Source organism: Enterobacter sp. 4974935 (assembly GCF_058661735.1).
This window is the reverse complement of record NZ_JBZWGT010000003.1, coordinates 2,803,727-2,817,694: the sequence shown is the minus strand read 5'-3', so window position 1 is coordinate 2,817,694 and position 13,968 is coordinate 2,803,727. Positions and strand designations below refer to the sequence as shown.

11 protein-coding genes are annotated in these 13,968 nt (G+C 53.5%); 8 read left to right on the top strand and 3 right to left on the bottom strand.

Annotated features, from left to right (window positions below):
• Positions 1–31: 31 nt before the first annotated feature.
• The 8 genes from lolA (at position 32) to AC4OVS_RS14795 (ending at position 9,601) form a co-directional block, all read left to right on the top strand.
• On the top strand, positions 32–646 hold the full coding sequence (lolA, locus tag AC4OVS_RS14830) for an outer membrane lipoprotein periplasmic chaperone LolA (protein WP_022647618.1): 615 nt from the start codon (positions 32–34) through the stop codon (positions 644–646).
• Positions 647–655: 9 nt separating this feature from the next.
• Complete coding sequence (rarA, locus tag AC4OVS_RS14825) at positions 656–1,999, top strand: replication-associated recombination protein RarA (protein WP_032624539.1); 1,344 nt, start codon at positions 656–658, stop codon at positions 1,997–1,999.
• A 92-nt stretch (positions 2,000–2,091) separates the two neighbouring features.
• The gene (serS, locus tag AC4OVS_RS14820; RefSeq protein ID WP_003858266.1) at positions 2,092–3,384 is read left to right on the top strand and encodes a serine--tRNA ligase; all 1,293 of its coding nucleotides are present in this window, start codon (positions 2,092–2,094) and stop codon (positions 3,382–3,384) included.
• 211 nt (positions 3,385–3,595) lie between these two features.
• The gene (gene dmsA, locus AC4OVS_RS14815) at positions 3,596–6,040 is read left to right on the top strand and encodes a dimethylsulfoxide reductase subunit A (protein ID WP_023299718.1); all 2,445 of its coding nucleotides are present in this window, start codon (positions 3,596–3,598) and stop codon (positions 6,038–6,040) included.
• 10 nt (positions 6,041–6,050) lie between these two features.
• Positions 6,051–6,668 carry a DMSO/selenate family reductase complex B subunit gene (locus AC4OVS_RS14810; protein WP_017384545.1) on the top strand — a complete coding sequence of 206 codons (618 nt, stop codon included), beginning with the start codon at positions 6,051–6,053 and terminating at the stop codon, positions 6,666–6,668.
• A gap of 1 nt (position 6,669) precedes the next feature.
• Positions 6,670–7,533, top strand: a complete 864-nt coding sequence (locus tag AC4OVS_RS14805; RefSeq protein ID WP_023299719.1) for a dimethyl sulfoxide reductase anchor subunit family protein — start codon at positions 6,670–6,672, stop codon at positions 7,531–7,533.
• A 274-nt stretch (positions 7,534–7,807) separates the two neighbouring features.
• On the top strand, positions 7,808–8,956 hold the full coding sequence (locus AC4OVS_RS14800; RefSeq protein WP_022647622.1) for an MFS transporter: 1,149 nt from the start codon (positions 7,808–7,810) through the stop codon (positions 8,954–8,956).
• Positions 8,957–9,079: 123 nt separating this feature from the next.
• On the top strand, positions 9,080–9,601 hold the full coding sequence (locus tag AC4OVS_RS14795) for an anti-virulence regulator CigR family protein (protein ID WP_022647623.1): 522 nt from the start codon (positions 9,080–9,082) through the stop codon (positions 9,599–9,601).
• A 36-nt stretch (positions 9,602–9,637) separates the two neighbouring features.
• On the opposite strand, the gene pflA is transcribed toward AC4OVS_RS14795, so the two are convergent.
• From pflA to focA, 3 genes are all read right to left on the bottom strand, one after another.
• A complete protein-coding gene (gene pflA / locus AC4OVS_RS14790; protein ID WP_003858250.1) occupies positions 9,638–10,378 on the bottom strand; it encodes a pyruvate formate lyase 1-activating protein in 741 nt (246 codons plus the stop codon).
• A 203-nt stretch (positions 10,379–10,581) separates the two neighbouring features.
• Positions 10,582–12,864 (bottom strand): formate C-acetyltransferase, encoded by a 2,283-nt coding sequence (gene pflB, locus AC4OVS_RS14785; protein WP_022647624.1) that lies wholly within the window; start codon positions 12,862–12,864, stop codon positions 10,582–10,584.
• 51 nt (positions 12,865–12,915) lie between these two features.
• Positions 12,916–13,773 (bottom strand): formate transporter FocA, encoded by an 858-nt coding sequence (gene focA / locus AC4OVS_RS14780; protein WP_017384832.1) that lies wholly within the window; start codon positions 13,771–13,773, stop codon positions 12,916–12,918.
• Positions 13,774–13,968: the final 195 nt, after the last annotated feature.

Sequence of the window (13,968 nt, the reverse complement as noted above, 5' to 3'; positions counted from 1 at the left end):
ATATCGGGAAGACGTATTTTAAGGAATAACAATGAAAAAAATCGCCATCGCCTGTGCATTACTCTCCAGTTTTGTTGCCAGCAGCGTCTGGGCTGATGCAGCCAGCGACCTTAAAAGCCGACTGGATAAAGTGAGCAGTTTCCACGCCAGCTTCACGCAAAAAGTGACTGACGGCAGCGGCAACGCGGTGCAGGAAGGCCAGGGAGATTTGTGGGTAAAACGCCCAAATCTGTTCAACTGGCACATGACCCAGCCGGATGAAAGCGTTCTGGTGTCTGACGGTAAAACCCTGTGGTTCTACAATCCGTTTGTTGAGCAGGCGACCGCCACCTGGCTCAAAGACGCGACCAGCAATACGCCGTTTATGCTCATTGCCCGTAACCAGTCCAGCGACTGGCAGCAGTACAACATCAAACAAAACGGTGATGAGTTCGTCCTGACGCCAAAAGGCAGCAACGGTAATCTGAAGCAGTTCACCATTAACGTGAGCAGCAACGGTACCATCAATCAGTTCGGCGCGGTTGAGCAGGACGATCAGCGCAGCAGCTATCAGTTGAAGTCTCAGCAAAACGGCGCCATTGATGCATCGAAATTCACCTTTACCCCGCCGCAGGGCGTAACGGTGGACGACCAACGCAATAAGTAAGAGGCATGAGTGAGCAACCTGTCGCTCGATTTTTCAGATAATGCGTTTCAACCTCTGGCCGCCCGTATGCGGCCAGAAAATTTAGCGCAGTACATCGGTCAGCAACATCTGCTGGCTGCGGGGAAACCATTGCCGCGCGCTATTGAGGCGGGGCATCTGCACTCCATGATTCTCTGGGGGCCACCCGGCACCGGAAAAACCACGCTCGCTGAAGTGATCGCCCGTTATGCCAACGCGGACGTTGAGCGCATCTCGGCGGTCACGTCGGGGGTGAAAGAGATCCGCGAGGCGATCGAGCGGGCGCGACAAAACCGCAATGCCGGACGTCGCACCATTCTGTTTGTCGACGAAGTTCACCGCTTCAACAAGAGCCAGCAGGACGCCTTTCTGCCGCACATTGAAGACGGTACGATTTTCTTTATTGGCGCCACCACGGAAAACCCGTCGTTTGAACTGAACTCTGCGCTGCTCTCCCGGGCGCGCGTGTATCTGCTTAAATCGCTGACCACGGAAGATATTGAAAAAGTTCTGACGCAGGCGATGGAGGACAAAGCGCGCGGTTACGGCGGGCAGGATATCGTTCTGCCGGACGAGACGCGTCTTGCTATCGCCGAACTGGTTAACGGTGATGCCCGTCGTGCGTTGAACACGCTCGAAATGATGGCCGATATGGCCGAAGTGGACGATGCGGGCAAGCGCGTATTAAAGCCTGAACTGCTCACCGAAATTGCCGGTGAGCGCAGCGCGCGCTTCGATAATAAAGGCGATCGTTTTTACGACCTCATCTCTGCATTACACAAGTCCGTGCGCGGCAGCGCTCCGGATGCGGCGCTCTACTGGTATGCGCGTATCATCACCGCCGGTGGCGATCCGTTATATGTCGCGCGTCGCTGCCTGGCGATTGCGTCAGAAGATGTCGGTAATGCCGATCCACGCGCCATGCAGGTCGCTATTTCCGCCTGGGACTGCTTTACTCGCGTCGGGCCTGCGGAGGGCGAGCGTGCCATTGCGCAGGCAATTGTCTATCTGGCTTGCGCACCGAAAAGTAACGCGGTGTATACCGCCTTCAAAGCGGCGATGTCGGATGCACGTGAACGTCCGGACTACGATGTGCCGGTTCATCTGCGCAATGCGCCAACCAAATTGATGAAAGAGATGGGTTACGGGCAGGAGTATCGCTACGCCCATGACGAACCCAACGCCTACGCCGCCGGCGAGGAGTATTTCCCGCAGGAGATGGCACAAACCCGCTATTATCACCCCACAAATAGAGGTCTTGAGGGTAAGATTGGCGAAAAGCTCGCCTGGCTTGCCGGACAGGATCAAAATAGCCCTATAAAACGCTACCGTTAGTTCAATCGTTGCGGTAATGTTGGCAATATATCTCTGTGGCCGCAGGCTGTGGTCACTTTTTCCTCTTTTAATTCGATAAGCACAGGATAAGCATGCTCGATCCCAATCTGCTGCGTAATGAGCCAGACGCAGTCGCTGAAAAACTGGCACGCCGGGGCTTTAAGCTGGATGTAGATAAGCTGCGCGCTCTTGAAGAGCGTCGTAAAGTTTTGCAGGTACAAACAGAAAATCTGCAGGCAGAGCGTAATTCTCGATCGAAATCCATTGGCCAGGCGAAAGCGCGCGGGGAAGATATTGAGCCATTACGCCTGGAAGTGAACAAACTGGGTGAAGAGCTGGATCAGGCGAAAGCTGAACTGGACGTTCTTCAGGCTGAAATTCGTGATATCGCTCTGGCGATTCCGAACATTCCTGACGACAGCGTCCCTGTCGGCAAAGACGAAAACGACAACGTTGAAGTGAAACGCTGGGGTACGCCTCGCGAGTTTGACTTCGAGGTGCGCGATCACGTGACGCTGGGCGAAATGCACGCGGGCCTGGACTTTGCGGCTGCGGTTAAGCTGACCGGTTCTCGCTTCGTGGTAATGAAAGGTCAGATTGCTCACCTGCACCGCGCGCTGGCGCAATTTATGCTGGATCTGCACACCGAGCAGCATGGCTACAGCGAAACCTACGTTCCGTATCTGGTTAACCACGATACGCTGTACGGTACAGGCCAGCTGCCGAAATTTGCCGGCGATCTGTTCCATACCCGTCCGCTGGACGAAGAAGCTGACAGCAGCAACTACGCGCTGATCCCAACCGCGGAAGTGCCGCTGACCAACCTCGTGCGTGATGAGATCATCGACGAAGACGATCTGCCAATCAAACTGACTGCGCACTCTCCATGTTTCCGTTCTGAAGCCGGTTCTTACGGTCGTGATACGCGCGGTCTGATCCGTATGCACCAGTTCGATAAAGTTGAGATGGTGCAGATCGTTCGTCCGGAAGAGTCTATGGACGCGCTGGAAGAGATGACAGGTCACGCAGAGAAAGTGCTGGAGCTGCTGGGGCTGCCATACCGCCGTATGGCGCTGTGCACCGGTGACATGGGCTTCGGCGCCTGCAAAACCTTCGACCTCGAAGTCTGGGTGCCTGCGCAAAACACCTACCGTGAAATCTCCTCTTGCTCTAACGTCTGGGATTTCCAGGCGCGTCGTATGCAGGCGCGTTGCCGCAGCAAGTCCGACAAGAAGACCCGTCTGGTTCATACCCTGAACGGTTCTGGTCTGGCGGTTGGCCGTACGCTGGTTGCCGTGCTGGAGAACTACCAGCAGGCAGATGGTCGTATTGAGATCCCTGAGGTGCTGCGTCCTTACATGAAAGGCCAGCAGTTCATCGGCTAATATTTTGCTGCAAAACAAAAAAGCGCCTCAGGGCGCTTTTTTTATATCTTTGATTTGATACGACGCAATATTCCCTCCCTCTAAAGTAGTAATACTCCTCCGAACGAAAGTTAGCATAAAACACCTGTAACGAAGGAATTCGTTATATATAAAACTACATAGCGGTATGCGCCGCCTCTCTTTTCTTTGTGAGCAACCAAAGTGAGTCTTTATGAAAATCAAAGCGCCTGAAGCGTTAATGGCTGCCGAGGTCACTCGCCGTGGGTTGATGAAAACCACGGCAATAGGTGGTCTGGCGGTTGCCAGCAGCGCCTTTACGCTTCCTTTTACCCGTCTGGCGTCGGCGGCGGAGGCTCTGTCTCCCGCTTCAGCCCCGGAAAAAGTGGTGTGGAGTGCCTGTACCGTTAACTGTGGTAGCCGTTGTCCGCTGCGTATGCATGTTGTGGACGGTGAAATCAAATACGTTGAAACCGACAATACCGGCGATGATAACTACGAAGGGTTACACCAGGTTCGTGCCTGTCTGCGTGGCCGCTCAATGCGCCGTCGCGTTTATAACCCGGATCGTCTGAAATATCCGATGAAGCGTGTCGGTAAGCGTGGGGAAGGGAAGTTCGAGCGCATTAGCTGGGACGAAGCCTACGATATTATCGCGACCAACATGCAGCGCCTGATCAAAGAATACGGCAACGAATCCATCTACCTGAACTATGGCACCGGGACGCTGGGCGGCACCATGACCCGCTCCTGGCCGCCGGGTAAAACGCTGGTAGCGCGCCTGATGAACTGCTGCGGCGGCTATCTCAACCATTATGGCGACTACTCTTCCGCACAGATTGCCGCGGGCCTGAACTACACCTATGGCGGCTGGGCAGACGGTAACAGCCCGTCGGATATAGAAAACAGCAAGCTGGTGGTATTGTTTGGCAACAACCCGGGCGAAACGCGTATGAGCGGCGGTGGGGTAACCTATTATCTTGAGCAGGCGCGCGCCAAATCCAACGCACGTATGATCATCGTCGATCCGCGCTACACCGATACCGGCGCGGGGCGAGAAGACGAGTGGATCCCTATCCGCCCTGGTACCGATGCGGCGCTGGTCAATGCGCTGGCGTATGTGATGATCACTGAAAACCTCGTCGATCAGCCGTTCCTTGATAAATACTGCGTCGGCTATGACGAGAAGACGCTGCCAGCCAGCGCACCGGCTAACGGGCATTACAAAGCGTATATTCTTGGTCAGGGCAGCGACGGGGTAGCGAAAACCCCTGAGTGGGCATCCACCATCACCGGCATTCCAGTCGAACGTATTGTTCAGCTGGCCCGTGAAATTGGTTCAGCAAAACCGGCTTATATCAGCCAGGGCTGGGGACCGCAGCGTCACGCGAACGGCGAAATTGCCACCCGCGCTATTTCTATGCTCTCGATTCTGACTGGCAACGTCGGCATTCACGGCGGTAATAGCGGGGCGCGTGAAGGCTCGTATGAAGTACCGTTTGAACGTATGCCAACGCTGGATAACCCGGTTCAGACCAGCATCTCCATGTTTATGTGGACGGACGCGATCGAGCGCGGCCCGGAAATGACCGCGCTACGCGACGGTGTTCGGGGCAAAGATAAGCTGGATGTGCCGATCAAAATGATCTGGAACTATGCCGGTAACTGCCTGATCAACCAGCACTCAGAGATCAACCGCACCCACGAAATCTTGCAGGACGACAAGAAGTGCGAAATGATTGTGGTGATCGACTGCCACATGACCTCATCGGCGAAGTATGCCGATATTCTGCTCCCAGACTGCACCGCCTCTGAGCAGATGGATTTCGCGCTGGACGCCTCCTGCGGCAACATGTCCTATGTGATCTTCACAGACCAGGCCATCAAACCGCGCTTCGAGTGCAAAACCATCTATGAGATGACGTCCGAGCTGGCGAAACGTCTTGGCGTTGAGCAGCAGTTCACAGAGGGGCGTACTCAGGAAGAGTGGATGCGCCATCTGCACGAGCTCTCACGCAAAGCCATTCCAGACCTGCCGGACTTCGATACCTTCCGCAAGCAGGGCATGTACAAGCAGCGCGATCCGGAAGGGCATCACGTGGCGTATAAAGCCTTCCGCGACGATCCGCAGGCCAATCCGCTGACCACGCCGTCGGGCAAAATCGAGATCTACTCCGAAGAGCTGGCAAAAATTGCCGCAACGTGGGAATTGCCGGAAGGGGACGTTATCGATCCGCTGCCGATCTATACGCCTGGCTTCGAAAACTACAACGATCCGCTGACGGAGAAATTCCCACTTCAGTTAACCGGTTTCCACTACAAAGCGCGTGTTCACTCCACCTACGGCAACGTTGACGTTCTGAAAGCGGCCTGCCGACAGGAGATGTGGATCAACCCGATGGATGCGAAAGCGCGCGGCATCAGTAATGGCGATCGCGTACGTATCTTCAACGGACGTGGCGAAGTGCATATCGAAGCTAAAGTGACTCCGCGCATGATGCCTGGCGTTGTCGCGCTGGGGGAAGGGGCCTGGTATAACCCGGATGCGAACCGTATCGATCAGGCGGGCTGCATCAACGTTCTCACTACGCAGCGTCCATCGCCGCTGGCGAAGGGCAACCCATCCCACACAAACCTCGTTCAGGTTGAAAAGGCGTAAGGAGTAACCGATGACAACCCAGTATGGATTTTTTATTGATTCCAGCCGCTGCACCGGGTGCAAAACCTGCGAGCTGGCCTGCAAGGATTATAAAGACCTGACCCCGGACGTCAGCTTCCGTCGTATTTATGAATACGCGGGCGGCGACTGGCAGGAGGATAACGGCGTCTGGCATCAGAACGTCTTCGCCTATTACCTGTCGATTGCCTGCAACCACTGCGAAGATCCGGCCTGCACCAAGGTCTGCCCGAGCGGGGCAATGCACAAGCGCGACGACGGTTTTGTGGTGGTGGACGAGGATGTCTGCATTGGCTGTCGCTACTGCCACATGGCCTGCCCGTATGGTGCGCCGCAGTATAACGCGGCTAAAGGCCACATGACCAAGTGCGACGGCTGCCACAGCCGCGTGGCGGACGGCAAAAAGCCCATCTGCGTCGAGTCCTGCCCGCTGCGCGCGCTGGACTTTGGCCCGATTGAAGAGCTGCGTAAAAAACACGGTCAGCTTGCTGCGGTCGCGCCGCTGCCGTCTGCGCACTTCACGAAGCCGAGTATTGTGATTAAACCTAACGCCAACAGCCGTCCGACGGGTGACACCACCGGCTACCTGGCAAACCCGAAGGAGGTGTGAGATGGGAAGTGGATGGCATGAATGGCCGCTTATGATCTTCACGGTCTTTGGGCAGTGTGTTGCAGGCGGGTTTATCGTCCTTGCGCTGGCGCTGTTAAAAGGGAACCTCAATGCTGAACAGCAGCAGCGTTTAGTGTTGAGCATGTTTGGCCTGTGGGTGTTGATGGGGATTGGGTTTATCGCCTCTACGCTGCACCTGGGCTCACCGATGCGCGCGTTTAACTCCCTGAACCGCGTAGGTGCCTCTTCGCTGAGTAACGAGATTGCCAGCGGCGCAATCTTCTTTGCAGTTGGCGGGCTGGGGTGGTTACTGGCAGCGCTGAAAAAGCTGCCGTCAGGGTTACGTGCGTTGTGGCTCATCGTCACCATGGTACTGGGCGTTGTCTTCGTCTGGATGATGGTCCGGGTGTACAACACCATCGATACCGTTCCGACCTGGTACAGCGTCTGGACGCCGATGAGCTTCTTCCTGACCATGTTTATTGGTGGGCCGCTGCTGGGTTATCTGCTTCTGCGTGTAGCTGGCATTAATGGTTGGGCGATGCGCCTGCTGCCCGCGGTCTCGCTGCTGGCACTGGTCATCAGTACCGTTGTAGCGCTTATGCAGGGAGCGGAGCTGGCGACGATTCACAGCTCTATCCAACAGGCTTCGGCGCTGGTACCGGATTACGGTTCTCTGATGGCCTGGCGTGTGGTGCTGCTGACGGCGGCGCTGGTGTGCTGGATTGCCCCTCAGCTTAAAGGTTACGCGCCTGCGCTACCGTTGCTGTCACTGGCCTTTGTGCTGGTGCTGGCAGGGGAGTTAATTGGTCGCGGCGTATTTTACGGTCTGCATATGACGGTCGGTATGGCTGTCGCCAGCTAATTTTAGATTTTGTTATAAAAAGCCGGGACATAGTGCCCGGCTTTTCTTTTTTCATTCATGAAATTTTTCGACTGATGTTTCGTTGTAAAAATTCCCGGAAATAAATAAAAACAAATAGATAATTAATATTGGTAGCAGGCTTTGCATTAGCAGGATGAGTTTTTTAAATCGACAAGGCGCATATCGTGCGTGACGCCTGAATCGGTGGATTGACTTTGTTTTTGCCAGTGGCATGATGCGCACGAAATCTGAACTTCCTCACGGTTTTTAATCCATGACCACCTATACCCGCCCGGTGCTTTTGTTGCTCTGTGGCCTGCTTTTGCTGACCCTGGCGATCGCGGTGTTGAACACACTCGTCCCGCTATGGCTCGCCCATGAAAACTTACCAACCTGGCAGGTGGGTATGGTTAGCTCGTCCTTTTTTACGGGCAATCTGCTGGGTACCTTATTAACGGGCAGCCTTATTAAGCGCTTTGGTTTTAACCGCAGTTATTATCTGGCGTCACTGATCTTTGCCGTCGGATGCGCCGGTTTAGGACTGATGGTCGGCTTCTGGAGCTGGATGGTCTGGCGCTTTATTGCGGGCGTTGGCTGCGCCATGATCTGGGTGGTGGTTGAAAGTGCGCTGATGTGCAGCGGCACGTCCCGTAATCGCGGGCGTCTGCTGGCGGCTTATATGATGGTTTACTACGTCGGTACCGTTCTGGGACAACTGATGGTCAGCAAATTCCCAACCGACCTGATGAGCGTTCTGCCATGGGTAACAGGGATGGTGCTGGCCGCAATTCTGCCGCTGCTCTTTACCCGTATCGTGAACCAGAGCAGTGAGCATCAGGAGGCCACGCACGTTTGGCCGATGCTGAGACTGCGTCAGGCGCGCCTGGGGATTAACGGCTGTATTATTTCCGGGATTGTGCTGGGGTCGCTCTATGGCCTGATGCCGCTCTATCTCAACCATCAGGGCGTCAGCGATTCCGGGATCGGTTTCTGGATGGCGGTGATGGTCAGCGCGGGGATTGTCGGTCAGTGGCCGATTGGCCGCCTGGCGGACCGCTTTGGTCGTCTGCTGGTGCTGCGCGTCCAGGTTTTCGTGGTCATCATGGGCTGTCTCGCCATGCTCAGCAACGCCGCGATGGCGCCTGCGCTGTTCATTCTGGGGGCTGCGGGTTTTACGCTCTATCCGGTCGCGATGGCCTGGGCCTGTGAGAAAGTTGAGCATCACCAGCTGGTGGCGATGAACCAGGCATTGTTGCTGAGTTACACCATCGGCAGTTTACTGGGGCCGACTTTTACCGCTATGCTCATGCAAAATTACTCTGATAATCTGCTGTTTATCATGATCGCCAGCGTATCGTTTATTTATCTGTTAATGCTGCTGCGCAAAGCGGGCGAGCACCCAACGCCAGTGGCACATGCCTGATTAAATAAAAGCCTGTCGATGACAGGCTTTTTTGTCCCTGTCACATATAAGACTTTTACTTATTGTGAGTTTTTACTGCCTGGCGATAATTCAAATGAGTTCTACCACTAAAAGGCAGCAATCATGTCTACTCGTCGTTTTTCCACTACCGCACTTGCCGTAGTGTTGGCTTTAACGTTTGCAACGGCTCCGGCCATGGCTAATCCAGGAAACGGGAATGGCGGTGGTCACGGAAACGGTGGCGGACAAGGTAATAGCGGCAATCATGGTAACGGGAACGCTGGTAACCATGGTAATAAGCACAATACCGGCCAGGATAATCCAGGAAAATCGGATAAGAGCTTTAAAAACAGCAACGATGTTGGTCATGATGTTGACGTCCGCGTGAGCTTCGATCATGCCCGCCATCTGGCACTGAATTACGGCTTAACGGGCTACGACTCTCTGCCTCCGGGTATTGCGAAAAACCTGGCGCGCGGTAAGCCACTGCCTCCGGGCATTGCGAAGAAAACCGTGCCAGCCGATATGCTGGGTCAGCTTCCTTCTTATCCGGGCTATGAATGGCGCGTGGTGGGTGACGACCTGGTCTTAATTGCGCTGAGTACCGCGATTGTGACTTCGGTGATTAACGGCGTCTTTAAATAGAATATAAAAAGGCCCGGTTTTCACCGGGCCTTTTCGTTAATACATGACCTTGTGGCCATACTGCTCAAGAATACCTTTGACGCGCTCCATCGTCTCTTTTTTCGGCGGCTTCACGCCATCGAGCTTGTACTCTTCACCCATTGCCACCCATTTGTGTTTGCCCAGCTCGTGATAGGGCAGGAGTTCAATTTTCTCCACGTTACCCATATCCCTGGTAAATTCGCCCAGACGATGTGCAGAATCATCATCATCTGACCAGCCCGGTACCACCACGTAGCGGATCCAGGTCTTGACGCCTTTGTTGGCAATGTATTTGGCAAATTCCAGCGTACGGTGGTTTGAGACGCCAACCAGATTCTGGTGGATCTCATCGTTCATCTGCTTGAGATCGAGCATCACCAGATCGGTCACTTCAAGCAGTTCATCAATAACCGGATCGTAACGGCGCACAAAGCCGTTGGTGTCGAGGCAGGTATGAATACCTTCTTTATGGCAGGCGCGGAACCAGTCGCGCACAAATTCAGCCTGAAGAATAGCTTCACCGCCGGATGCCGTCACGCCACCACCGGACGCGTTCATGAAGTGGCGATAGGTCACCACCTCTTTCATCAGATCCTCAACGGTGACTTCTTTACCGCCATGGGTGTCCCAGGTGTCACGGTTATGGCAGTACAGGCAGCGCATCAGGCAGCCCTGGAAGAAAGTGATAAAGCGGATCCCCGGGCCATCGACGGTGCCACAGGATTCAAAGGAGTGAATGCGACCAATAATTGACATTGCGGTGATATCTCCGAATTTGGCCCATCCGGGGGCCTATGTAGATGCACAGCTCAAAGGCTATGTCGAGTCTGTTTTGGCTGTTATCCATTAAGTATAGATAGCGGACAAAAGAGACTGATGAAGCGAGGGTGTTAAAAAGGCCCCACTTGCGTGGAGCCTTTATTGTACGCTTTTTAACGCGTGATTTCAGTCAATTCCACTTACATGGACTGAGTGAAAGTACGGGTGATAACGTCCTGCTGCTGTTCTTTCGTCAGGGAGTTAAAACGTACTGCGTAGCCAGATACGCGGATGGTCAGCTGAGGATATTTCTCAGGATGTTCCATCGCGTCGAGCAGCATTTCACGGTTCATCACGTTCACGTTCAGGTGCTGACCACCTTCAATGGACGCTTCGTGGTGGAAGTAACCATCCATCAGACCCGCGAGGTTAGTTTTACGTACTTCGTCGTCTTTACCCAGCGCGTTTGGCACGATAGAGAAGGTGTAAGAGATACCATCTTTCGCGTATGCAAACGGCAGTTTAGCAACGGAGGTCAGAGAGGCAACCGCACCTTTCTGGTCACGACCGTGCATTGGGTTAGCACCTGGGCCGAATGGCGCGCCAGCACGACGACCGTCTGGGGTGTTACCGGTTTTCTTACCATACACAACGTTAGAGGTGATGGTCAGAACAGACTGAGTCGGGATAGCGTTACGATAGGTAGTGAGTTTCTGAATTTTCTTCATGAAACGTTCTACCAGGTCAACCGCCATGTCATCAACGCGAGCGTCGTTGTTACCAAACTGCGGATATTCGCCTTCGATTTCGAAGTCGATAGCCAGACCATCTTCGTCACGAATTGGTTTAACTTTCGCATATTTGATTGCAGACAGGGAGTCAGCCGCAACGGACAGACCTGCGATACCACACGCCATGGTGCGAACGACGTCACGGTCGTGCAGCGCCATCAGAGAGGCTTCGTAGCTGTACTTGTCGTGCATGTAGTGGATGACGTTCAGCGCAGTGACATACTGCTTAGCCAGCCAGTCCATGAAGTGATCCATGCGCTCCATCACTTCGTCGAAGTTCAGAAGGTCGCCTTTGATCGGTTCAGACTTAGGACCAACCTGCATTTTCAGTTTTTCGTCAACGCCGCCGTTGATTGCGTACAGCATGGTTTTGGCCAGGTTTGCACGCGCACCGAAGAACTGCATTTGCTTACCAACAACCATTGGGCTTACGCAGCACGCGATAGCGTAGTCGTCGTTGTTGAAGTCCGGACGCATCAGGTCATCGTTCTCGTATTGCAGAGAAGAGGTGTCGATGGACACTTTAGCGGCGAATTTCTTGAAGTTCAGTGGCAGTTTTTCAGACCACAGAACGGTGATGTTCGGCTCCGGAGAAGGACCCATGGTGTACAGGGTGTTCAGGAAGCGGAAGCTGTTTTTGGTTACCAGCGTACGGCCATCTACGCCCATACCGCCGATAGATTCGGTTGCCCAGATTGGGTCACCAGAGAACAGCTCATCATATTCTGGAGTACGCAGGAAGCGAACCATACGCAGTTTCATGACCAGATGGTCAATCATTTCCTGAGCGTCTTGCTCGGTGATTTTGCCTGCTTTGATATCGCGTTCGATATACGCATCCAGGAAGGTGGATACGCGGCCGAAGGACATTGCTGCACCGTTCTGAGACTTAACCGCGGCCAGGTAGCCGAAGTAGGTCCACTGAATAGCTTCCTGAGCGTTGGTTGCAGGACCAGAGATATCACAGCCGTATTTAGCCGCCATCTCTTTGATCTGACCCAGCGCACGGTGCTGTTCAGCAATCTCTTCACGCAGACGGATAGTCGCTTCCAGGTTTACGCCGTTTTCCAGGTCAGACTGGAGAGAGACGAACTGCGCGTATTTGTCTTTCATCAGGAAGTCGATACCGTACAGCGCAACGCGACGGTAGTCACCGATGATACGGCCACGGCCATAGGCATCTGGCAGACCGGTCAGAACGCCAGATTTACGGCAGTTCAGAATGTCTTTGGTGTAAACATCGAATACACCCTGGTTATGGGTTTTACGGTATTCGGTGAAGATTTTTTTCAGCATTGGGTCCAGCTCGCGGTTATACGCTTTGCAGGAACCTTCAACCATTTTAATGCCACCGAACGGGATGATTGCGCGTTTCAGTGGTGCTTCAGTCTGGAGACCAACGATTTTCTCAAGGGCTTTGTTGATGTAGCCAGCATCGTGAGAAGTGATGGTAGAAGCAACGGAGGTGTCAAAATCAACTGGCGCGTGAGTGCGGTTTTCCAGTTTAACGCCTTCCATTACGCTGTCCCACAGCTTGGTGGTTGCATCAGTCGCACCAGCCAGGAAGGATTCGTCACCTTCATACGGGGTATAGTTTTTCTGAATGAAGTCACGGACGTTGACTTCATTCTGCCAGTCACCTTTCGTAAAACCTTCCCAGGCTGTGGCTAACTTTTCATTAAGCTCGGACATGTAACACCTACCTTCTTAAGTGGATTTTTTATTTACTGCCTGAGACAACCATTAATGATGATCGCCGCCACGCAGGTAAATGACCCAGTATGTCAACCCAACTAACAGACCCCCACCGATAATGTTCCCGATAGTGACGGGGATCAGGTTATCAGTAATGAAATTCATAATAGTCAGGTGTGAAAAACTTTCCGGGGTTGAACCAACAGCAGTCCAGAACTCCGGGCTTGCAAAGTTGCGGATAACAATCCCCATCGGGATCATGAACATATTCGCAATACTGTGCTCAAAGCCGCTGGCAACAAACATCGCAACCGGCAGAACCATAATCATGGCTTTATCCATCAGGCTACGACCAGAGTAGCTCATCCAGACCGCCAGGCAGACCATCAGGTTTGCAAGGATGCCGAGAGCAACGGCTTCGATAAATGTATGGTGCATTTTGTGGTCGGCGGTTTGCAGGACGTTAAGCCCCCAGCCGCCGTTGGCGGTCATGTACTCGCCAGAAAGCCACATCAACAGAACAAAGAGCAGACAGCCAATCAGGTTGCCAACGTAGACGTTGAGCCAGTTGCGCCCCAGTTGACCCCAGGTAATTCTTCCGCTGGCTTTTGCAACAACAATCAGCACCGTTGAGGTGAAGAGGTCGGCGCCGCAGATGACGCAGAGGATCAGGCCCAGTGAGAAGCAAATACCACCAATCAGTTTCGCTATGCCGAAAGGCATCCCGGCAGTGCCGGTGGTGGCTGTGATATAGAAGACGAAAGCGATGGAGATGAACACCCCAGCCGTAATGGCCAGAAAGAACGTCGTCATCGGATGTTTCGTTGCTTTGTAGACACCCGCTTCTTCGGCAACTTTCGCCATCGCAGCGGGGAGTAATAGATCAAAAGGGTTGTCAGCTTTCACACTAACTCTCTCTTTATTAAGTCGGCGACGAGATACTAACAAAGCATTATAGAAGAGAAATTGATATAGATCATATCTCGCCTGGCTTATGGGCCCGCAGTGTGTATGGTTTTACAGCAAAAGCGGAGTAAGTATTTGATTATCCGTATAAAAATAAATTTTAAAAGTTATGAAAAGAGTTGAATTTTTTCCTTC

Excerpts from the sequence above, each read along its gene's own strand:
- serS (WP_003858266.1), top strand. The coding sequence starts at position 2,092 with ATGCTCGATCCCAATCTGCTGCGTAATGAGCCAGACGCAGTCGCTGAA.
- AC4OVS_RS14795 (WP_022647623.1), top strand. The coding sequence starts at position 9,080 with ATGTCTACTCGTCGTTTTTCCACTACCGCACTTGCCGTAGTGTTGGCT.
- dmsA (WP_023299718.1), top strand. The coding sequence starts at position 3,596 with ATGAAAATCAAAGCGCCTGAAGCGTTAATGGCTGCCGAGGTCACTCGC.
- pflB (WP_022647624.1), bottom strand. The coding sequence starts at position 12,864 with ATGTCCGAGCTTAATGAAAAGTTAGCCACAGCCTGGGAAGGTTTTACG.
- AC4OVS_RS14800 (WP_022647622.1), top strand. The coding sequence starts at position 7,808 with ATGACCACCTATACCCGCCCGGTGCTTTTGTTGCTCTGTGGCCTGCTT.
- pflA (WP_003858250.1), bottom strand. The coding sequence starts at position 10,378 with ATGTCAATTATTGGTCGCATTCACTCCTTTGAATCCTGTGGCACCGTC.
- AC4OVS_RS14805 (WP_023299719.1), top strand. The coding sequence starts at position 6,670 with ATGGGAAGTGGATGGCATGAATGGCCGCTTATGATCTTCACGGTCTTT.
- lolA (WP_022647618.1), top strand. The coding sequence starts at position 32 with ATGAAAAAAATCGCCATCGCCTGTGCATTACTCTCCAGTTTTGTTGCC.
- AC4OVS_RS14810 (WP_017384545.1), top strand. The coding sequence starts at position 6,051 with ATGACAACCCAGTATGGATTTTTTATTGATTCCAGCCGCTGCACCGGG.